Annotated in this window: 20 protein-coding genes, 1 tRNA gene and 1 pseudogene; 10 read left to right on the forward strand and 12 right to left on the reverse strand. The window is 60.3% G+C overall.

Going from position 1 to position 18,827, the window contains the following annotated elements:
* The 4 genes from BM279_RS07285 to BM279_RS07300 form a co-directional block, all read right to left on the reverse strand.
* On the reverse strand, positions 1-972 hold the full coding sequence (locus BM279_RS07285) for a TRAP transporter substrate-binding protein (protein ID WP_093502321.1): 972 nt from the start codon (positions 970-972) through the stop codon (positions 1-3).
* A 102-nt stretch (positions 973-1,074) separates the two neighbouring features.
* Positions 1,075-1,839 carry an SDR family NAD(P)-dependent oxidoreductase gene (locus BM279_RS07290; RefSeq protein ID WP_093502323.1) on the reverse strand — a complete coding sequence of 255 codons (765 nt, stop codon included), beginning with the start codon at positions 1,837-1,839 and terminating at the stop codon, positions 1,075-1,077.
* Between the two features lie 66 nt (positions 1,840-1,905).
* Positions 1,906-2,904, reverse strand: a complete 999-nt coding sequence (locus BM279_RS07295; protein WP_093502325.1) for a transketolase family protein — start codon at positions 2,902-2,904, stop codon at positions 1,906-1,908.
* Positions 2,901-3,752, reverse strand: coding sequence for a transketolase (locus BM279_RS07300; RefSeq protein ID WP_093502327.1), 852 nt, complete (start codon positions 3,750-3,752; stop codon positions 2,901-2,903). Before BM279_RS07300 ends, BM279_RS07295 begins: the two co-directional genes overlap by 4 nt.
* Before the next feature lie 194 nt (positions 3,753-3,946).
* On the opposite strand from BM279_RS07300, the gene gcvA reads away from it, so the two are divergent.
* Entirely contained in the window at positions 3,947-4,885 is a 939-nt protein-coding gene (gene gcvA / locus BM279_RS07305) for a transcriptional regulator GcvA (RefSeq protein ID WP_093502329.1), read from the forward strand.
* Positions 4,886-5,036: 151 nt separating this feature from the next.
* Here the strand turns inward: gcvA and BM279_RS07310 are convergent, their stop codons facing one another.
* Positions 5,037-5,951, reverse strand: coding sequence for a LysR substrate-binding domain-containing protein (locus BM279_RS07310; RefSeq protein WP_093502331.1), 915 nt, complete (start codon positions 5,949-5,951; stop codon positions 5,037-5,039).
* A gap of 121 nt (positions 5,952-6,072) precedes the next feature.
* Here BM279_RS07310 and BM279_RS07315 point away from each other — a divergent pair, with 121 nt between their 5' ends.
* The 4 genes from BM279_RS07315 (at position 6,073) to BM279_RS07330 (ending at position 9,442) form a co-directional block, all read left to right on the forward strand.
* On the forward strand, positions 6,073-6,978 hold the full coding sequence (locus tag BM279_RS07315; protein WP_093502333.1) for a sugar phosphate isomerase/epimerase family protein: 906 nt from the start codon (positions 6,073-6,075) through the stop codon (positions 6,976-6,978).
* Entirely contained in the window at positions 6,962-7,738 is a 777-nt protein-coding gene (locus BM279_RS07320) for an SDR family NAD(P)-dependent oxidoreductase (protein ID WP_093502335.1), read from the forward strand. Before BM279_RS07315 ends, BM279_RS07320 begins: the two co-directional genes overlap by 17 nt.
* Positions 7,739-7,786: 48 nt before the next feature.
* On the forward strand, positions 7,787-9,094 hold the full coding sequence (locus tag BM279_RS07325; protein ID WP_027905268.1) for an MFS transporter: 1,308 nt from the start codon (positions 7,787-7,789) through the stop codon (positions 9,092-9,094).
* Positions 9,095-9,157: 63 nt separating this feature from the next.
* Complete coding sequence (locus BM279_RS07330) at positions 9,158-9,442, forward strand: YciI family protein (protein WP_093502336.1); 285 nt, start codon at positions 9,158-9,160, stop codon at positions 9,440-9,442.
* Between the two features lie 187 nt (positions 9,443-9,629).
* Here BM279_RS07330 and BM279_RS23545 read toward each other — a convergent pair whose 3' ends face one another.
* The 5 genes from BM279_RS23545 to BM279_RS07350 form a co-directional block, all read right to left on the reverse strand.
* Entirely contained in the window at positions 9,630-10,595 is a 966-nt protein-coding gene (locus BM279_RS23545; RefSeq protein ID WP_244154132.1) for a TonB-dependent siderophore receptor, read from the reverse strand.
* Positions 10,538-12,094 carry a TonB-dependent siderophore receptor gene (locus BM279_RS23550; RefSeq protein WP_244154133.1) on the reverse strand — a complete coding sequence of 519 codons (1,557 nt, stop codon included), beginning with the start codon at positions 12,092-12,094 and terminating at the stop codon, positions 10,538-10,540. The genes BM279_RS23545 and BM279_RS23550 overlap by 58 nt, the downstream gene beginning before the upstream one ends.
* Positions 12,095-12,153: 59 nt before the next feature.
* Positions 12,154-13,077: a FecR domain-containing protein gene (locus BM279_RS07340; RefSeq protein ID WP_093502338.1), complete on the reverse strand. Its 924-nt coding sequence runs from the start codon at positions 13,075-13,077 to the stop codon at positions 12,154-12,156.
* The gene (locus tag BM279_RS07345; RefSeq protein ID WP_093502340.1) at positions 13,074-13,589 is read right to left on the reverse strand and encodes a sigma-70 family RNA polymerase sigma factor; all 516 of its coding nucleotides are present in this window, start codon (positions 13,587-13,589) and stop codon (positions 13,074-13,076) included. Before BM279_RS07345 ends, BM279_RS07340 begins: the two co-directional genes overlap by 4 nt.
* A gap of 161 nt (positions 13,590-13,750) precedes the next feature.
* Positions 13,751-14,932 carry an MFS transporter gene (locus BM279_RS07350; protein WP_093502344.1) on the reverse strand — a complete coding sequence of 394 codons (1,182 nt, stop codon included), beginning with the start codon at positions 14,930-14,932 and terminating at the stop codon, positions 13,751-13,753.
* Between the two features lie 95 nt (positions 14,933-15,027).
* On the opposite strand from BM279_RS07350, the gene BM279_RS07355 reads away from it, so the two are divergent.
* The 4 genes and pseudogenes from BM279_RS07355 to BM279_RS23555 form a co-directional block, all read left to right on the forward strand.
* Positions 15,028-15,579: a TetR/AcrR family transcriptional regulator gene (locus tag BM279_RS07355; RefSeq protein WP_093502347.1), complete on the forward strand. Its 552-nt coding sequence runs from the start codon at positions 15,028-15,030 to the stop codon at positions 15,577-15,579.
* Positions 15,580-15,615: 36 nt separating this feature from the next.
* A complete protein-coding gene (locus BM279_RS07360) occupies positions 15,616-16,158 on the forward strand; it encodes a GNAT family N-acetyltransferase (RefSeq protein ID WP_093502350.1) in 543 nt (180 codons plus the stop codon).
* A 176-nt stretch (positions 16,159-16,334) separates the two neighbouring features.
* Complete coding sequence (locus BM279_RS07365; protein ID WP_093502353.1) at positions 16,335-16,919, forward strand: DUF1349 domain-containing protein; 585 nt, start codon at positions 16,335-16,337, stop codon at positions 16,917-16,919.
* A 25-nt stretch (positions 16,920-16,944) separates the two neighbouring features.
* Positions 16,945-17,157, forward strand: a pseudogene (locus BM279_RS23555) (hypothetical protein); the annotation flags it as partial.
* Here BM279_RS23555 and BM279_RS07375 read toward each other — a convergent pair.
* Positions 17,135-17,671 (reverse strand): DUF3592 domain-containing protein, encoded by a 537-nt coding sequence (locus BM279_RS07375; protein ID WP_167363108.1) that lies wholly within the window; start codon positions 17,669-17,671, stop codon positions 17,135-17,137. The pseudogene BM279_RS23555 and the gene BM279_RS07375 overlap by 23 nt on opposite strands.
* A gap of 162 nt (positions 17,672-17,833) precedes the next feature.
* Positions 17,834-17,923, reverse strand: a tRNA-Ser gene (locus BM279_RS07380).
* Between the two features lie 282 nt (positions 17,924-18,205).
* Between BM279_RS07380 and imuA the strand changes: the two genes are divergently transcribed.
* The gene (gene imuA / locus BM279_RS07385; RefSeq protein ID WP_093502357.1) at positions 18,206-18,826 is read left to right on the forward strand and encodes a translesion DNA synthesis-associated protein ImuA; all 621 of its coding nucleotides are present in this window, start codon (positions 18,206-18,208) and stop codon (positions 18,824-18,826) included.
* Position 18,827 lies beyond the last annotated feature (1 nt).

Genomic DNA, 18,827 nt, shown 5'->3' on the forward strand with positions numbered 1-18,827 from the left:
TTACTTGCTCGCTTCCGAGACGATTAGCTCTACGAGCTCGGGGTACTGCTTCGACCACTTGTCGTAGACCGACTTGGTCTTGGCAGCGAATGCGGCCTGGTCGATCTCGTTGATCTGCACGCCGGCCTCGGTGAGCTTGCTGCGCAGCTCTGTATCCGCCGCCAGCGACATCTCACGATTGAGCTTGCCGGCTTCCACCGCAGCTTCCTTGATCGCCGCCTGATCGGCTTTGGACAAGCCCGCCCAAATCATCTTGCTGGCCAGCAGTGGCGTGGTTTCGTATTTGTGCCCGGTCAGCGAGATGTACTTCTGCACCTCGTACAACTTGGACGAGTAGACGTTCATCAGCGGGTTCTCCTGACCGTCGAAGACGCCCTGCTGCAGTGCGATGTACAGCTCGGAGAAGGCCAGCGGGCCCGGGTTGGCACCCAGCGCCTTGAAGATGTCCAGAGTCATGGTGTCAGGCGGGGTACGCACCTTGATGCCCTGCAGATCTTCGGGTTTGACGATGGGGCGCTTGTTGTTGCTGGTGTGGCGGATGCCGTTGTCCCACAGCGCCAATACCACCAGCCCTTTCTTGTTGGCGGCCTCGTCGAGCTTGGCACCGACCGGGCCGTCGACCACCTGGTAGGCATGCTCGAGATCGCGGAACAGGAACGGCAGGCCGACCACGTTGAACTCCGGCACCACGCCGGCGGTACTGCCCTGGGAGTTGGTGCTGAAGGCCAGCGAGCCCAGGCGCATGTTGGTCAGGGACTCGACGTCGTCGCCGAATTGCGCGCTGCCGCCAACCTCGACCTTGACACGGCCCTCGGTCTTCTCGGCAACCAGTTCGGCGAATTTCTGCGAGGCCACCGCCTTCGGGTTACCCGGCGCAGCGTTATGGGAAAGGCGCAGCACTTGCTGAGACCAGCTGGTGGAGGCAGTAGCCAGTGCGAAGGTCGCCGCGATTGCGATCAGTGTCTTCTTCATGAGCTTAACCCTACTTTTCTTATTGATATTGTCTGTATTAAGTACTGCACATTACTCGTGCAGGCCCTCTTTTGGCCTGCACGTAAACAACCGGCGTAATCCTCAGCCGTGGATGAGCATGCCTCCGTTGACGTCGATCACGGCACCGGTGATGTAGGCCGACAGGTTCGAGGCGAGGAACAGGTAGGCACCGGCCACTTCCTCGGCGTTGCCAAGGCGGTTGAGCGGGATGCTGGCGGCGATCTCGGCCTTCTGCTGATCGCTGAGCTTGCCGGCGCTGATATCGGTCTGGATCAGGCCGGGCGTCACGCAGTTGACGCGAATGTTGCTCGGGCCGAACTCGCGCGCCATGGCCTTGGCCAGGCCCAGCACACCGGCTTTGGCCGCCGAGTAATGCGGGCCGCCGAGAATACCGCCGCCACGCTGGGCCGATACCGAGGACATACAGGCAATCGCGCCACCGCCCTGCGCCTGCATATGCGGGATGACCGCCTGGGACAGGTAGAGCACGCCGCGCAGGTTGACGTCGAGGATGCGATCCCAGCTCACCGGGTCGATCTCCAGGGTCTTCACCGGCTGAGTGATGCCGGCGTTGTTGATCAGCACATCGATCTGGCCGAAGTCGGCGATGGCGCGCTCGGTGGCCTTGAGGCAGGCGTCCTTGTCCGCCACGTTGCAGGCGTAGCCACGGTGCTCGGGGCCGATGGCGGCAGCGGCCTCGATGGCAGCCCCTTCATCCAGATCGAGAATCGCCACCTTGGCGCCGTGGCTGGCGAACAGGCGAGCGGTGGCCAGGCCGATACCGCGCGCCGAGGCCGCGCCCGAGATCATGGCGACCTTGCCAGCGAGAAGAAGAGCGTTATTCATGCAAAAGATCCTTGCAGTAGCGCCGGCAAGCGGCGCGTGGAAATGTGGGTCAGCGTGACGCCGCGTTCAGCCGAGCCAGCCCTTGATGGTGGCCGACATCGCCTCGGTGGAAATCCCGTAGCGGTCGTGCAGGGTCGGCAGCGCGCCGGCGTCGAGGAAGGCATCGGGTAGTGCGATCTGACGAAATTGCGGGGTCACACCAGCGGTCAACAGCGCGGTCGCGACGGCTTCACCAAGGCCGCCAATCGAGCTGTGGTTCTCGGCCACGACCACCAGACGGCCGGCGCGGCCGGCTTCAAGCAGGATGGTCGTGACATCCAACGGCTTGATGGTCGGCACGTGCAGCACACCGACGTCGACCTTGTCCGCCTCCAATGCCTTGGCCACTTCCAGTGCGCGCATGGTCAGAATCCCGGACGAGATCACCAGCACATCACGGCCGTCGCGCAGCATCTTGGCCTTGCCCAGTTCGAAGCTGTAGCCGTATTCGTCGAGCACCAGCGGCACGTTGCCACGCAGCAGACGCATGTAAACCGGGCCATTGTGATCGGCGATCTGCGCCACGGCCTGTTCGGTGTCGAGCGCATCGCAGGGGTCGACGATGGTCATGCCGGGGATGCCACGCATCAGCGCGATGTCCTCGGTGGCCTGGTGGCTGGGGCCGTAGCCGGTGGTGAGGCCGGGCAGCGCGCAGCACAGTTTGACGTTGAGGTTTTCCTCGGCGATCACCTGGTGCACGAAGTCATAGGCGCGGCGGGTGCCGAACACCGCGTAGGTGGTGGCGAACGGCACGAAGCCTTCCTTGGCCATGCCGCCGGCGGCGGCCATCAGCAGTTGCTCGGCCATGCCCATCTGGAAGAAGCGATCCGGGTAAGCCTGACCGAACAGGTGCAGGTCGGTGTACTTGGCCAGGTCGGCAGTCAGGCCAACGATCTCCGGGCGGTTGGCGGCCAACTCGACCAGGGCCTTGCCGAACGGGGCCGACTGTACGCGCTGCCCTTCGGAGGCAATCGAGGCAATCATCGCCGAGGTGGTCAGGCGGGGTTTCTTGGCGGTGGTGCTCATCGGGCGACTCCCTGGGCTTGGTCGAGAATATCGAGGGCCTGCTGCCACTCGGCCTGGTCGACACGAATGAAGTGGTTCTTCTCGCGGGTTTCGAGGAATGGCACGCCCTTGCCCATCAGGGTGTCGCAGAGGATCACGCGAGGCTTGGCTTCGGTGAGGTTGCGCGCGGTGTCGAAGGCCTCGATGACCGCGGCGAGGTCGTTGCCGTCGACACGCTGTACGTGCCAGCCGAACGCCGCCCACTTGTCAGCGAGCGGCTCGAAGCCCAGCACCTTGGTCGAAGGGCCATCCGCTTGCTGGTTGTTGATGTCCACCAGGCAGATCAGATTACCCAGGCCATGGTGAGCCGCGCTCATCGCGGCTTCCCAGGTCGAACCTTCGTCCAGTTCGCCATCGGACATCGAGTTGTAGACGAACGCCGGGTTGCCCTTCAGGCGCAGGCCGAGCGCCATGCCCACGGCAATCGGCAGGCCCTGGCCGAGCGAGCCACCCGACATTTCCATGCCTGGCGTGTAGGTCGCCATGCCCGACATGGGCAGGCGGCTGTCATCGCTGCCGTAGGTTTCCAGTTCTTCTTCGGGGATGACCTTCGCCTCGATCAACGCCGCGTAGAAGGCGATGGCGTAATGGCCGTGGGACAATAGGAAGCGGTCGCGACCTTCCCAGGTGGGGTCTTCGGGGCGCAGGTTCAGCGCATGGCAGTAAGCGGTCGCCAGCACGTCGGCGTAACCAAGCGCCTGACCGACGTAACCTTGGCCTTGGACCTCACCCATCTGCAGCGCGAAGCGGCGGATGCGATAGGCGCCCTCGGCAACCTTGGCGTGGACGGAAGAATTATTGTTCTGCACGCGGTTCTCCTTAATACGGCCCGGCGTTTGAAGCTACCGGTGCCTGATCGTCTCGGTCGGAGAAGCAAATCTCCTTAACTGCCGAACGTCCTAGAAGGCCGCTCAACCAGTGAGATCAAGGCTATTCGCTTGATTTTTTGCGCTCAAACGAATAATCAAGCCATATAGATGAACTGAACTCATGTGAAAGCGCGATGCAAAGCCGAACCTCTCTCAAGGCAATTCAGGCGTTCGAAGCGGCAGCGAGGCTGTCGTCCTTCGCACTCGCCGCAGAAGAACTGTTTGTTACACCCTCGGCGATCAGCCATCAGATAAAACTTTTGGAAGAGCAGTTTGGTGTGCGCCTGTTCCACCGCGTTCACCGCGCAGTGGTGCTGACCGATGCCGGCCGTGTGTATGCGGAAGAGGTTTCAGCGGCCTTTGCCAGGATCGACATCGCCACCCGCGAACTAGGGCGCACGGCCAAAAGCGACATCCTCACCGTGCACTCCACACCGAGTTTCGCGACTCAATGGTTGATGCCGCGCCTGGCCCGGTTCAGCGCCCTTGAACCGGATATCGACGTGCGGCTGAATGCTTCGTATCCAGCCCCTGCCGATCTCCTGACTCAGGGTGTGGATATCGATATCCGCTATGGCATGAAACGCCTGCAACCAGCCGGCACCATGGTGCTGCCCTTTCCGACCGAGACCATCGTGCCGCTTTGCGCACCATCGCTGGCCAATGGTGAACAGCAGATTCGTGTACCAGAAGATCTGCGCCATCACATGCTGATACACAGCGAGGTCTGCCTAGTGAGCTGGCGCGATTGGATGCGCCAGCATCGCAAGGTGACCCTCGACATATCCCGCGGGCCACGCTTTGATCGTTCATTCATGGCGATCAGCGCCGCAGTGGATGGCCAGGGTATATGTCTGGAGAGCTTGCTGCTCGTGCAACGCGAACTCGAGACAGGGCGCCTGGTAGCGCCCTTCGGGCTTGAAGGCCCCAGAGTCCAGGGTTATACCTTTAATGTCCTTAAGTCATACGCGGAGCTTCCAAAGATACGCAGCTTCCAGGACTGGCTATTCAACGAACTTGAAGATCACCACTCGCCAAACAAGCCAACGCGGGCAGTTAAAAGAAGCAGCTAACGCTGATCCCGCGTATTAGTGCTCCTTACCTCAAATGCCTAAATCTTTGATCAAGAGCTACAGTCCGTAGGACTGCCGTCCGAGCAACAGTAACCAGAGCCGAATCATTCGCCATATGTGCATAAACAGGCTTCTGAAAAATTGAAGCGGTCTACGCCTTGGCCTCGCTAGCCCAGCTGCGTAGAAGTTGGCAGAAATGCTCCGCCGCTCTGGAAACGGGGCGATCCGTCGGGGTCGTCAGGCCGACTGGAGCGCGTAATAGCGGGCTGGAGAACGGCAGCGCCCTGACGATCCCCAAGCGCAGATCCAGGTCGACCACGCCGCGTTGTACGAACCATACGGCGTTATGGTCCTGCACATACACGCGAGAAAAGGTTTCGCTAAGCGACTCGAAAATTTGCAAGCCTTCGCCGGCATTTTGCGAGAGCAGAAAGTTGTCAACGCTGGTGCGCACCAGTGTGCCCTGTGGTGAGGCGATCAACACGTAGGGGCGCAGGTCTTCGAGATGCAGGCGCTCCAATCCCGCGAGCGGGTGATCGTGGCGTACCACCATCAGCAGGTCTTCTTCATAAAGCGCTTCGAACATCACGCCGAGCATGTCACGACCAATCAGCCGGCCAACGATAAGGTCGATATCGCGGGTACGCAACTTGCCCACCAGATATTCGTACACGCCGGATAGCACCTGTACCCGTACCTGCGGATAACGCTCACGCATTTGAGCGATTACTGGCGCCAGCATGTATCCCGCGGCCGTCGGCAAAGCGCCGATACGCAACAGCTCCGGCGCATGGTCGGCAACCTGCGCCTGATCCATGGCCTGGTTGAAACTGGCCAGGGTCTGCGCAGCGTGCTTGTGGAAGGTCTCTCCCGCCTGGGTGAGTTGCATGCCCTTGCGGCCACGAATCACCAATTGAACGCCCAGCTCGTGTTCCAGCTCCTTGAGGCTCTTGGAGACGGCAGAGAGGGTGATGTGCAGAAGCTTGGCCGCCGTGGCGAGGCTGCCGGAGCTGACTACGGCGAGAAATACCCGCAGGTGACGAAGGCTGATTGTGGATTGGCTCATGGAGGCGGCCCAATTTAATCAACCCACAGGTTAATTTCAGGCTGATTTTTTATCAATTTAATCAACCTGAGGTTTCACTTAGCATCCCCGGTAAATCCAATAACACCAAATCAGGATTCCAATGAAGCAGCCCACTCCACGACTCGGGGCTTCCAGCGCTTCGCTACCCAGCCTGTGCCCCGAGGCCTTGGTAGATGAACTCGCCCGCCTTGGTTACCAGGGCGTCGAATGGCGAGTCGCCGATATCGGCCACCTCGATCCAACGCACCCCTGGGACGCCCGCCAGAACAACCGTTGCACCATCGCCCCGACTGAATCGGCGATCAGTCGCATTCAGGCGCATTGCCAATCCCTCAGCCTACAGATCTTCGGGCTCAGCCCCTACCTGGCCGTTGGCGATCTCGACCACGCCGAGCGGTTGATCGACCTGGCAGCCCTTGCCGGTCAGGCACGCCTGCGCCTCTGGGCACCCAACTATGCGAGCGAGCGCTACGCCGAGGCCTACGGCCGGATGCGCCGGTTTCTCGATCAGATCCTGCCGCGCGCCGAAGCGCTGGGCGTGCAACTGGTGCTCGAAGTGCATCAACGCACCATCTGTTCGAGCCCTTCGCTGGCCATGCGCGTGGTCGAGCACTACCCGGCCAGCAGCCTGGGCATCATCTATGACATCGGCAACCTCGCCATCGAAGGGCGCGAAGACGTACAGCTGTCCCTCGACCTGATGGGCCGACACCTCGCCCACGCGCAGGTCAAGAACGTGTCCTACAGCCCCATCGGCCCAGGCCTTGGCTGGCAATGGGATTGGTGCCCGCCGGACGAGGGCGTGCTGCCGCTCGCGTCGATGCTGAAAACCCTCGCCGATAGCGGTTTTGCCGACTGGATATCGATCGAGGACTTCTCCACGAAATACGGCGATCTGCACAAGCTGTCGCGCAACCGCGACCTGATTCGCCATTACCTGGGGCTCGGCATCAAGCCCGATTCGCACACTGCCACGAGACATACCGCCCATGAACACACCAACTAACCGCCGGGTCGCGCTGGTCACCGGCGCCGCTGGCGAGCTTGGCCGGGCGATTTGCGCGCGCCTCTGCCGTGACGGCTTGCATATCGTTGCCGCCGACATCAATCTCGAGGCAGCTCAGCAACTGGTCGACTCACTTGAGTGCCAGCCCGAGCAACGCATCATCGCCGTCTATGCCGACATGGGCGACAAGGGCTCCATCGACGCCATGGTCGAGCAGGCTGGCGCCGAGTTCGGGCGCATCGATGTGGTCGTCAACAACGCGGCGGTCAATCATCGCGGCTCGATCCTCGATTTTGACCCGGCCAAGTGGGATCACATGATGACCGTGAACCTGCGTGGCCCGGCCTTACTGTGCCAGAAGGTAGCCCCGTACTGGCAGGCCCAGGGCAGCGGCCGGGTGATCAACATGGTGTCGCGCTGCTGGGTCGCAGGTGGCCCGCCCGCCTACGTCGCCTGCAAGGCCGGGCTGGTTGGCCTGACCCGCTCCATGGCCCGTGAACTGGCGCCTTACCAGGTCACCGTCAATGCCATCGCGCCGGGGTTGCTGCCTTCGGCGTTCACCCTGGACGGCCGTGACGCCGAGAGCTTCGAGCGGATGGCCGCAGGCTCGATCAACAGCACCCCACTCAAACGCCTGACGACGCCGGAAGACATCGCCAACACCACGGCGTTTCTGGCCTCCAGCGACGCTGCATTCATCACTGCCGAGGTGATTCACGTGTGCGGTGGCAGCCAGTTGGCGCCATTCGGCAGTGGCTAACCGCCCTACCCGCTCCCCAACCATCACAAAGACAATAAAGGTTGCCCCATGACTATCTCCGCTACAAAAGACCGGCGCATGGCGCGCAAGGCTGCCTTTGGCAGCTTCCTCGGCAGCGTCGTCGAGTACTACGATTTCTTCATCTATGGCTCGGCAGCAGCGCTGGTATTCAGCACGCTGTTCTTCCCGTCCACCGACCCGATGGCGGGCACGCTAGCGGCGCTGGCCACCTTCGGGGTCGGCTATATCGCCCGGCCTGTCGGCGCCTTGCTGTTCGGGCACCTGGGCGACCGCATCGGCCGCAAGAAGGTGTTGATGATGACTCTGCTGATGATGGGCCTGGCCACCACCATCATCGGCCTGCTGCCGACCTACGCCACCATCGGTGCCTGGGCGCCGGGCTTGCTGGTCGCCTGCCGGCTGCTGCAGGGCCTGTCTGCTGGCGGTGAACAGGTCGGTGCCAGCCTGCTGACCATGGAGCATGCGCCTGGTACGAAGAAGGCGTTCTACACAAGCTGGCTGATCAATGGGGCGTCGATGGGCTCTATTCTGGCGACCTCGGTGTTCATTCCGCTGTCGATGCTCAGCGAAGAGCAGCTGCTGTCCTGGGGCTGGCGTATTCCGTTCCTGCTCAGCGCCCTGATGGTGATCGTGACTCTGATCATCCGCGCCGGTGTGGATGAAAGTCCGGAGTTCGCGGCCAAGAAAGCCGAAGTCGCCCAGGCGCCGGTTGTGGAAATGTTCAGCAAGGAGTGGCGCGCGTTCATCGTGGTGTTCTGCTGTGCGCTGATCTGCTCGGTTTCGTCGCTGGTGATGATCTTCGGGCTGTCGTGGGCAGCCAACAACCAGAACGTCGACCGCGCCTCGATGCTCTCGGCGATTGCCGCCAGCCAGGTAGCGGCGCTGATCTGTCAGCCGCTGTTCGGGATGCTGGCTGATCACATTGGCAAGAAGCGCATCTTCGTGCTCGGCTCCCTGGGTTGCTGTGCGGGGGTGTTCCTGTTCCTGTGGTCGATCACCACCGGCAATATCGCCCTGATCATCTTTGCGACCGTAGTGCTCAAGGGCATCATCTACAGCGCACCGAACGCACTCTGGCCATCGTTCTACGCCGAGATGTTCACCATTCGCGTGCGCTATACCGGCGTGGGCCTCGCAACCCAGCTCAGCTTCATCATCGCGGGGTTCTCGCCGAGCCTGTGCTATGCGCTGCTGGGCGGTGGTTCCGACTGGTTACCGGTGGGCTACTTCATGGGTGGCATGGCGCTGATCGCCGCCATTGCCGCGATGGTGTCACGCCCCGCAGCAGAAGCCGCCCCACAACCGGCGCTCAAACCTCTGGCCGCCCACGGCTGACAGTCAACTCGTGGCGCTGCACCTTGGGCGGCGCTGCGCTACCCATCACCGAAAGGAACAGACATGCCATTTGCATTGATCGCCCATGATTACCCCGATGCGCTCGAGCGCAGGCTTGCATGCCGTGAACGCCACCTTGCTCGCCTGAAAGCACTGGCCGAGCAAGGCAAGGTGCTGAGTGGCGGTGTGCTGCTGAACGACGAAGGCAAGATGATTGGCTCCAACGTACACCTGGATTTCGAGCAACGCAGTGATTTTGACCAATGGCTGGAAGATGAGCCGTACGTGCTGGAGCGAGTTTGGGAACAGATCGAAATCCGCGAGATCAGGCTGCTCAGTCTGGGCTGAAACGGGAGTTACGGTACTGAAAAGCCAACTACTCCCGGATCAGTGGGGCCGCCTGAGCCCAGCAGTAATGCCCCAAACACTCGCGGGCCGAAACGGCTTACCGCCGCTGACCTGCGATACCTTTCTGGCCTGGCGGTTTTGCAGTGAGCATTCTGGGTAGGTGGTCTGCCCTTCAATGGAAGCTCGTCTAGAAAGCGTATCTCGTTGTGAACATCACGTTGCGAGGCTCACCGTAGTAGCCGGTAAAAAAGGTCGGGGCCAGGGAGCTGAAGTACTGCTTGTCGAACACGTTGTTCAGATTGGCAGAGGCGCTCAGGTTCTTGGTGATGTCGTAACGCGCCATCAGATTGAACACCGCATACTGCTCCTGTATAGCCTTGCCCTCGCTGGTGGTCAGGCTCACCCCGCTCTGCCAGTTCATCCCTCCGCCGATGGTCCACTGCTGTAGCTCACCGGGTAGCCGATAGGTGGTCCAGAGCTTGACCAGATTGGCCGGCGCTTCGGTTCTGATTCGCTCATGCTCGGCGTCCTTGGTGACGCTGTGGCTGTAGCTCGCACTGACGTTCCAGTCGGTCAGTACCTCGCCATGGATCTCCATGTCGATACCGCGGGTCTTGGCGCCAGCTACCGCGCGGTAAGCCGACTCACGCACCGTGCCCACGACGGTCTCGCCGGTGGCTACGCCGAGGTTGTCCTGCTGAATCTCGTAAAGCGCTACGGCGGTATTGACCCGGCCATCCATGAACTCGCTTTTCAGGCCAATTTCGTAGTTGTCACCTTCGCGAGGCTCGAGGGTTTTCCCGCCTTGGTCCCGAATGGACTGTGGTCTGTAGATCTTGGTATAGCTGGCGTAGACCGAGTGAATCTCGTTGAGGTTATAGACGACCCCGGCATAAGGCGTGACGAAGCCACTTTCACGCGTCTCGGCGGAGTTGGACGAGCGTGTGTACGGTGGGTTGTAGATGGCCTTCTTCTTGTAGCTGTAGTCGCCGACACGGGCACCGGCAATCAGCGACAGGTCATCCTTGGGCTTGAAGCGCGCCACCAGATAGGCTGCGTGCTGACGGATAGTCGTATCGTCGTTCATCAGCTTGCCTACCGAGATGGGACGGTCGGTGTCGTTGTTCCAGTCATGGATGTTGGCCGGCCGCATTTCCAGATCATCATCGTCCGGATCGCTGTAGTCGCGAACCCGCTCAAGCCGACTACCAACTCATGTTCGCGCCCCAAAAGCTGGAACGGCCCCTGAGCCATGGCATCGATACCAAGCTGACGCTGGGAGCCGTAGCCGTCGCCTCCATACAGATAGGCGCCTTCTCCTGTCTCGCGATCCGGCGTGCCGCCGCTGAGCGATGCCAGGGAATACTCCCGGGTGCTGTACATGTTGTTGACGGCCACCTTCAGTGACCAGTCGTTGACCAGGCCCTGCTCGAGCGTCGCGAAGGTATTGAGCGTGTTCTGCTGGCGGTAGCTCCAGCGGGCGCCGGCGTTGGTAGAGCGAGAGAAGTCGGTTTGCCCACCGTCGCTGTAGAACAGCGGGAAGCTTGCAAATGACACGCCGCGCGGGTCGTTCTTCTGGTAGTCGAAACCCACGGTGAGCAGCGTGCTGTCAGTAAGGTCGGCCTCGAGAATGCCGTAGTAGGTCTGTTTTTCCTGCTGATAGTGATCGATGAAGCTGTTGCCCTGCTGATAGGCCACGACCGTGCGCCCGCGCAAGCGCGCATCGTCGGTCAGCGGGCCTGATACATCCAGCTGGGTGCGGTATGTCTCCCACGAACCAGCACCGGCGCTGACCGAGCCCTGGAAATCCGAGGTGGGCCGTTTGCGGATTAGGTTGACGCTGCCAGAGGGATCGCCCGCGCCGGTCATGAGCCCTGTGGCGCCCCTGACGATCTCGACCCGATCATAGATCGAGGTGTCGATCATGCTCTGCGGGCTCGCGCTGGTCTGCACGACCAGGGTGGTCGGAATGCCATCGAGCTGGTAACTGTCGATGGAGTAACCACGCGAATAGATGTTCACCCGCTCACTGTCGATGTTCTGCACGGAAAGGCCTGGGGCCTGCTTGAGCACGTCGCTCAAGGTATTGAGCTGCTGATCGTCGATACGCTGGCGAGTCATCACGCTGACGGTTTGTGGCGTCTCGCGTAGCGATAGCGCCAGCTTGGTCGCGCTGTTGGTGGATCCCTTGGTGTACGAGCCGGTGCCTTCTGTCGTGGTGCCCAGGCCAGTGGCATTGATGCTGATAGGGCCGAGCTCCGTCGCTGCACCACTTTCCACCCTGGCCAACACGAACCTGTTTTCGCCAGCTTGCACCACACGCAAGCCGCTGCCCTGGAGTACCCGTGCGAAGCCCTGCTCCAGCTCGTAGCTGCCCTGCAGTCCTGGCGAGCGCAACCCAGCAGTATCTTCCGAGCTGAAGGTGATCATCACCCCACTCGCCGCGGCAAATTCGCTGAGCGTTGCCGCCAGGCTGCCGGCAGGAATGTCGTAGTTCAGAGGTGTTGCCCACGCCGGCGCAGCTGCGAGTATCGAGCCGGCCAGGCACAGTGCAAGAGAGGTCGGCCGGGCACTGCTGGTGAAAAAGGTGGTGCGTACTTGCATGGAGATGTTCCTGTCAGCGTTGGCAATGTGTGCGTCTGATGCGCACATGCAGGTAGAGCCGAAACAGGAATGAAAATCTGTTACCCCTCTGCGCAAAAAATCTCTGATTACACCGCCCGAGCTTCCACCCTTACCCAGTAGCGAGTGAGACGGCGAACCTGGACGGGAAGCGAGTCCTCCAGGTTCGCTAGAACACCTTCGGTGTCATCAAGGAGGAAGGTTCCCGAGAGCCGCAACCCGGCAATATCCGGTGAACAGCCGAGAAAACCATGGCGATAGCGGGATAGCTCGGCCAGTAGATCGTCCAGGCGCCAGTCCACGGCCACCAGCATGCCGCGCGTCCACGCCGAGCCCTGCTCGTTGGCCAGCCTCAATGGGCCGATGCTGGCGGCGGTAAAGCTCACCGCCTGCCCCGCCTCGGTGCGTATGGCCTGGCCAGAGGCCAATCGTGGCCGTACAGCCACTGCGTGGGCTTCGACGGATACCTGGGTAAGCCTGTCGTTCTGCCGCACCGTGAATCGGGTGCCCAGTGCCTCGATTTCGCCCTCGGCGGTCTGCACGCTCAATCTGCGAATATCCTTTGCGGTCTCGATGAGGATGGCGCCTTGGCGAAGGACGATCAGTCGCTTGTGCGAGTCGAATTGCACGTCCACCCGGGTGTCGGTATCGAGTACCAACAAGCTACCGTCGGGCAACGTTGCCCTCTTACGCTGCCCGACACTCGTGCTGTAGTCCGCGCTCAATGGTGAAGCCCGGTAGCTTCCGCACCCTGTAACGCCGACGCCAAGTAGCACGGCAAGCGTTTTCAACGCTGCACGCCTTTGCTGCCGCGCCGTTTCGAGGGTGGTAGCGGCATAGCCTTCTGGCGCCGAACTCAAGCGCTGGCGCAGCATTTCGACACGCTCCCAGGCTTTGGCGTGCACTGGGTCAGACTGAAGCCAGACCTGCCACTCGGCATGAGTGACCTCCGTGGCCTCGCTGTCATGCAGTCGTACATACCATTCAACTGCCTGGGCGAGTGCCTGTTTCATTCTTCATCCATCAGCAGGCAATGCATCAGACCCTTCGCCAGGTGCTTGCGCACTGTGGTGACCGACACGTCAAAACGCTCAGCAGCTTTTTCGTAAGTCAGCCCATCCAGCTGCACAGCAAGGAAAATTTGCCGGGTGCGCTGGCCTAGGCCATCGAGCATGCGATCGATGGCCAGAAGACTTTCCAGAATCATTGCGCGGGTTTCTGCAGACGGCGCCTGCACCTCTGGCCTGGACATCAATACATCGAGGTAGGCTTGCTCCACGCTGCGCCGACGATAGAGGTCTATGACCAGACCACGAGCGATGGTTGTCAGGTAGTGCCGTGGTTGCTGCAGAGAGCTGGCAGTACGCGCAACCAGAACCCGGATAAACGTATCCTGGGCAAGGTCGGCGGCGTCCGCCGAATTGCTCGGTCGCTTGCGTAACCAGCCACGTAGCCAACTGCTGTGGTCACGATACAGGGCGTGCAAATGATCATGGTGAGCGACTTCCGTGTCCGATCCGGACATTGACCTTTACCCAAGCCGAAATGCGAATAGGAATAACTCGCGATTTTACGGCGCCTGGGTCTTATTGGGAAGTGAATCTGGGAGCCCGGGCTCTGTGGGCCCAACCCCGCTTTTGAATGCTGGCGGGTAGAACGAGGCTTGCGAAATGCAGACCCATGGCTTCAGCTAGGCTGGACGCAAGGACGCGCGGCGCTGGTGCGCATACCGAATAGCGCCAACGCAATCACGCCAGCCAGATAGAGCTGCGCTGCACCGTCCAGCCCAAGCCGTGGCACTAGGCCGCTGACTGCGAGGGCCGGCAGGCAGAACGCGAGATAGCTGAGCACATAGAAGGCGGCCAGCAAGCCGGCACGCTGTGCCGGTTCGGCCAGCGGCAGCACGCTGCGGGTAGCGCCGAGAAAACCACTGCCGAAGCCGACCCCAGTGACAATAGTCCCCACTGCAAAGAGCCCCAGCTCACCGCTGACGACCGCCAGCCAGAGCAATACCGGTCCAGCCACCAAGGTGCCGGCTCCCAGGCGCAGCAGACGGCCAGCAGGCCAGAGGCGAAGCCCGTGCAGGCTCGCAGCGCCGCTCAGCGTCAGGCCGGCCACTACCCCGCCTCCGATCAGAATCGAGCTTGTTCCGGTGGCCGCTTTGATCAGGCCCGGCATCAATGAGAGATAGAACCCACCCACGGCCCAAACCGCCAGCTCCAACGGCAATACTCTCCAGAGCACGGCGCGTGCCTGAGGAGGCACCGCCAGCTGCGGACGCAGCGCGGCCAGCAATCCCGGACGACGAGACAGTAGGTCAGGCAGGCGCAACAGCAGCAGGCCCTGCATCACGAAGAACAGAAGGAAAAGCCGGTAGACCAGCTGCAACGGTGCCGGCGCGAACTCAACCAGCAAGCCGCAACCCAGCGCTCCCCCGGCCATGCCCAGCAGTGGCGCCAGGCTGTTCAGCCAAGGGCCGCGTTCACGATCCGCGTCGAGCAATGCAGCCCCCAGCGCACTGGTAGCAACGCCAGTGGCGAAGCCCTGCAAGGTGCGAGCGATCACCAGGTCCGTCAGGCCTTGGGCCTGATGGAACATCAGCATGGAGACTGCCTCCAGCGCCAGTGCGCCGAGGATGACGGGCCGTCGCCCCAGATGATCAGAAAGCCGCCCACCCACCAGTAGCGCGCCGAGCAGGGCAAAGGCATAGACCGCAAACACCCAGGTCAGCCAGAAGGTGGAAAATCCCCAGGCTTGCTGATAACTAGCGTAAAGCGGCGTTGGTGCGGCCGACGCAGCCAGGAATGTGAATAGCAGCGTACCGAGCAGGGTGAGGCGCGCGTTAGAAGAAAAAATCGAGAACGGCATGGCCAAACCCTAAAGCAAATATTTAGCTTTAAAGCCTGAGCCCTTTTGATTATTAAAGCAATGCTTTTGCGTTAAGCGAGAGGTATCCTGTCGATATGAATACCAAGCAAACCCGCCCCGGAGGGCGTAGCGCCCGCGTCCAGCAAGCCGTTCATGACGCCGTTCTGGCTCTTCTGGACGAACAACCGCGTGAATCCCTGACCGTTCCCCAGATTGCTGCGCGTGCCGGCGTAACTCCCTCTACCCTCTATCGACGCTGGGGCAACCTACCGACCCTGCTGGCCGACGTCGATCTGCGCCAGCTACGGCCTGATCAGCCTCCGGCCGATACCGGCAGTCTGCGTGGCGACCTCGAATGCTGGCTGGAGTCTTACGTAGATGACCTTGCTTCGACACCCGGGCAGGCGATGCTCAGGGACGCCCTTGCATCTACCGATCCAGGTTGCGCGGTACGCTGCACCGAGCCAACCCGCGAGCGCCTCGAACTATTGCTCGAACGGGCTCATTCGCGTGGGGAAGCTGCGCCAAGCCTGGACGCCCTCATGGATGGCCTGGTCGCTCCGCTGGTGTTCCGAACCTTGTTCAATGCCAAGCGGCCCGATGAAAAACTCTGCCGACGCCTACTAGCGCAAGCGCTTGGCGAGTAAAAATCCTTCTATCGCTCCGAATTGAGAGGCAGAACTGTGGAGCTATCGAGTAAACGCCTACACCTGAGACAGATAACTCCAAGTGAGTGGCCGCTGTTTCTTGAGTTGCATCTTAACCTCGAAGTAATCCGGTACATCTGTTCCACTCCAAACGAATCTCAAATCCGTGAAAAATTTGAATCCCGACTGCCGCAATGGTCGTCCGGTTCTAAACACTGGTTGTGTCTTGCCATCTTCGAATCTAATACCAACAACCCTGTCGGGGTGACGGGGCTGAAGCTTGAGTCTGAGAATAGCTCTACCGCGGAAGTTGGATATATGTTGCTGGAACGGTATCAGGGGAACGGGTACGGCTCTGAATCACTGCAAACAGTGATGAATTTCGCTCGAAACGTATTAGGACTTCATACCCTCAAAGGGGTGGTAACAGAAGGAAATAGCGCATCTTGCCGCATGCTCGAAAAGTGCAGATTCGTGTTTGAGCAGCGAAAACCTGATGCCTGCATCATCAACGGGCAGCTGTTTGATGATCGTCTCTATAGGTGTGATCTTGCCCATTCTGGCGGTCGATTTGACTAGATGCTCAAGCGCGACGCCTTGCTAACGGAGTGATGCGATTGCCCGGGCCGCCAGCATGAGCCGTTCAGTCTTATCGATTGCTTTGCCAGCGAACACAAAAGCAACTATGAGCTGCCTTGCTGATCATTCTCTCGGATGCCCTTAATAAGGCATCTATCTCAACATGGGGCCTGCGAATGAATGTCGATTTCAGAAGTGGACAATGGCTGAATGCGCCCGCCACCTCAGAGGTGTCAAAGCACAGCCTGACGATAACCACGGATTCGAACACGGACTTCTGGCGGGAGACCCATTACGGGTTTACCCGTGACACAGGGCATTTCCTGGGCGTTGCTACCACCGACGGATTCACGGCGACCCTACGCATCCAGGGCGAATTCCGCTCCCTGTACGACCAGGCTGGCCTGATGGTGCGTATCGACGAAAACCGTTGGGTAAAGACGGGCGTCGAGTTCACTGATGGGGAAGCGTTTCTGAGCACTGTCGTTACTGATGGGAAATCGGATTGGTCGGTCTCACAACCTTTCAAGGAGTTGGAGGACTTCTACATACAAGTCACTCTTTCCAATGGCGCGATGCGTATTCAAGCCTCCCGCGACGGGCGCTTCTGGCCACTTCTGCGGCTGGCACCTTTCCCAGTCGCCAGCACTTACCAGGTTGGCCCTACAGCTTGTACGCCGGAGCGCAGTGGGCTTGCTGTCCGATTCTCGGAGTTTGAAATCACTCCCGCTACTACGAAAGACCTTCACGACCTGACTTAACTGCGCCTGGTTGCAGGCAGTTATCCACGTCCGGCATCACACGTTTGCCAGTCGCTTCGTCATGAACGGTGGAAATATCCTGACCCTGCAGAAAATCCTGGACTACCAATCGTTGGCTATGACCATGCGCTATGCGCGTCTTGCACCAGATCATCTACAAGACGCTGTCTCGCTAGGCCCTCAGTCGTGGAGAGCCGTACAAAGTCCCATCATCCTTAAGGCGTGCCGGAAGTGCTGACCTGCTCAATGACTTTGATTCTTGAAAGCAACCGATCATCACTAGACTGAAACGCAAGGAAAATAGCGATGAAGCCGATGATGCCAAGCGACCACGTAATAGAAAATGAAAGGCTGATGTAGTGTGAACGACTCAAACCGTAGGCAATGCTGGACTCTTGTGGCTTTTCAGGATTGAACCTGACTTCCAAAGTCTTGGCTGACCGGATCTTTTCAAAGAGTTTGCGATGTTGCTCGTAACCACTGCTGCCGCTGTAACCATCGTTCAACGTGTTGCCGTTGTAGGTATGCCCACCCACTTGGTAGGTGTACTCGACTTCAACTGCATACGTTCGTGAGTTTTCAGAGTCAGTCTCCTCCTTCAACTCCACACGTTCAACTTGAGCAAAGGTAGTCGGCCAGTTCTCCGCATCCATGGCGCGCTTGAGCGATGTAAAGCCAGACCAAAGCAATACAGCCCCAGTACCCACTGCGAGCGTTAAAAAGACCAACGCAATCAAAAGACCGACTTTCATAAGGCTCCATCCTTTATGAACGCTCATAACGCGAACTGAGCCAGTTAGCCCAAAGCTTGCCTTTCTTTCAACGGGTGTTTCGACACTTCTTCGACAGTTGCCCAGTCTGAAACGAAAAAGCCCCCGAAACTCTATGAATTTCAGGGGCTTAGACGATCTATATGGCGGGAAGATAGGGATTTGAACCCTAGGTACCATCGCTGATACAACGGATTTCGAATCCGTCCCGTTCGGCCACTCCGGCATCTTCCCAGGCGGCGCGCATGATACCAGCAGAAATCCGTTTGGCGAAGCCCATCGCGTAATTTTTTTCACGTGCTATCAAATGCTTGGCTCATTTGCTCGGTGGCGGCGGCGCTGGGGCGGGCCGGTTGGCGCGCCTGTCAGTGCTGGTTACAGTCGGGTTGTACCGCTGAAGCATTGTGCCTGGACCAAGACTGTCGGCTGTCAGAGTCATCCACTCGGCGGATGTAGCCTTGCTGGCAAAGCAAAATACTGTACATTTAAACAGTGTTTTCTTGCCATTTGCCTGCCATGTCTTCCGTCGTCGCTATCGATCATCTGCTCAATGAGCGCCGTATCTGGCGTGGCCAGGGCATCGTCGCGCCCAGTGGCCACCAGCCCACTGGCAACGCAGCGCTGGATGCCTCGTTGCCAGGAGGTGGCTGGCCGGAAGCGGCCTTGAGCGAGTTGCTCGTCGAGGCACCGGGTATCGGTGAGCTGCGCCTGGTGCTGCCGACATTGGCGCGCTTGAGCGCTGCCGGAGAGCGGGTGGTGTTGGTCGCGCCGCCTTACCTGCCCTACCCCGGCGCCTGGCTGGCGGCTGGGGTGGAGATGAAGCAGCTGACGCTGATCCAGGCGAGCGCCCGGGATGCCTTGTGGGCGGCCGAGCAATGCCTGCGTTCGGGCAGTTGTGGGGCGGTGGTGCTCTGGCCGCAACGGGCCGATGACCGTGCCCTGCGCCGCCTGCAGATTGCCGCTGAAACCGGGCAGACCCTGGCTTTCGCCTATCGTCCGCTGTTTGAGGCACGCAACCCTTCGCCGGCTGCCTTGCGCCTGACCATCCAGGCGCAGCCCGCCCAGGTACGGGTGCTCAAGTGCCGAGGTGGGCAACCACCGGCGCGCACGTTTCACTTGAGCGGCTGGGGCTCTTGAT

This window comes from Phytopseudomonas straminea, from assembly GCF_900112645.1.
In the GTDB taxonomy this organism is placed as follows: Bacteria; Pseudomonadota; Gammaproteobacteria; order Pseudomonadales; family Pseudomonadaceae; genus Aquipseudomonas; species Aquipseudomonas straminea.

Bases quoted from the DNA above. Each gene is read 5' to 3' on its own strand.
- BM279_RS07320 (WP_093502335.1), top strand. From the start codon at position 6,962: ATGAACACACCAACTAACCGCCGGGTCGCGCTGGTCACCGGCGCCGCT.
- BM279_RS23550 (WP_244154133.1), bottom strand. From the start codon at position 12,094: ATGTGCGCATCAGACGCACACATTGCCAACGCTGACAGGAACATCTCC.
- BM279_RS07325 (WP_027905268.1), top strand. From the start codon at position 7,787: ATGACTATCTCCGCTACAAAAGACCGGCGCATGGCGCGCAAGGCTGCC.
- BM279_RS07330 (WP_093502336.1), top strand. From the start codon at position 9,158: ATGCCATTTGCATTGATCGCCCATGATTACCCCGATGCGCTCGAGCGC.
- BM279_RS07355 (WP_093502347.1), top strand. From the start codon at position 15,028: ATGAATACCAAGCAAACCCGCCCCGGAGGGCGTAGCGCCCGCGTCCAG.
- BM279_RS07375 (WP_167363108.1), bottom strand. From the start codon at position 17,671: ATGAAAGTCGGTCTTTTGATTGCGTTGGTCTTTTTAACGCTCGCAGTG.
- BM279_RS07295 (WP_093502325.1), bottom strand. From the start codon at position 2,904: ATGAGCACCACCGCCAAGAAACCCCGCCTGACCACCTCGGCGATGATT.
- BM279_RS07365 (WP_093502353.1), top strand. From the start codon at position 16,335: ATGAATGTCGATTTCAGAAGTGGACAATGGCTGAATGCGCCCGCCACC.
- BM279_RS07350 (WP_093502344.1), bottom strand. From the start codon at position 14,932: ATGCCGTTCTCGATTTTTTCTTCTAACGCGCGCCTCACCCTGCTCGGT.
- BM279_RS23545 (WP_244154132.1), bottom strand. From the start codon at position 10,595: ATGCGGCCGGCCAACATCCATGACTGGAACAACGACACCGACCGTCCC.
- imuA (WP_093502357.1), top strand. From the start codon at position 18,206: ATGTCTTCCGTCGTCGCTATCGATCATCTGCTCAATGAGCGCCGTATC.
- BM279_RS07285 (WP_093502321.1), bottom strand. From the start codon at position 972: ATGAAGAAGACACTGATCGCAATCGCGGCGACCTTCGCACTGGCTACT.
- BM279_RS07340 (WP_093502338.1), bottom strand. From the start codon at position 13,077: ATGAAACAGGCACTCGCCCAGGCAGTTGAATGGTATGTACGACTGCAT.
- BM279_RS07315 (WP_093502333.1), top strand. From the start codon at position 6,073: ATGAAGCAGCCCACTCCACGACTCGGGGCTTCCAGCGCTTCGCTACCC.
- BM279_RS07290 (WP_093502323.1), bottom strand. From the start codon at position 1,839: ATGAATAACGCTCTTCTTCTCGCTGGCAAGGTCGCCATGATCTCGGGC.
- gcvA (WP_093502329.1), top strand. From the start codon at position 3,947: ATGCAAAGCCGAACCTCTCTCAAGGCAATTCAGGCGTTCGAAGCGGCA.
- BM279_RS07345 (WP_093502340.1), bottom strand. From the start codon at position 13,589: ATGTCCGGATCGGACACGGAAGTCGCTCACCATGATCATTTGCACGCC.
- BM279_RS07310 (WP_093502331.1), bottom strand. From the start codon at position 5,951: ATGAGCCAATCCACAATCAGCCTTCGTCACCTGCGGGTATTTCTCGCC.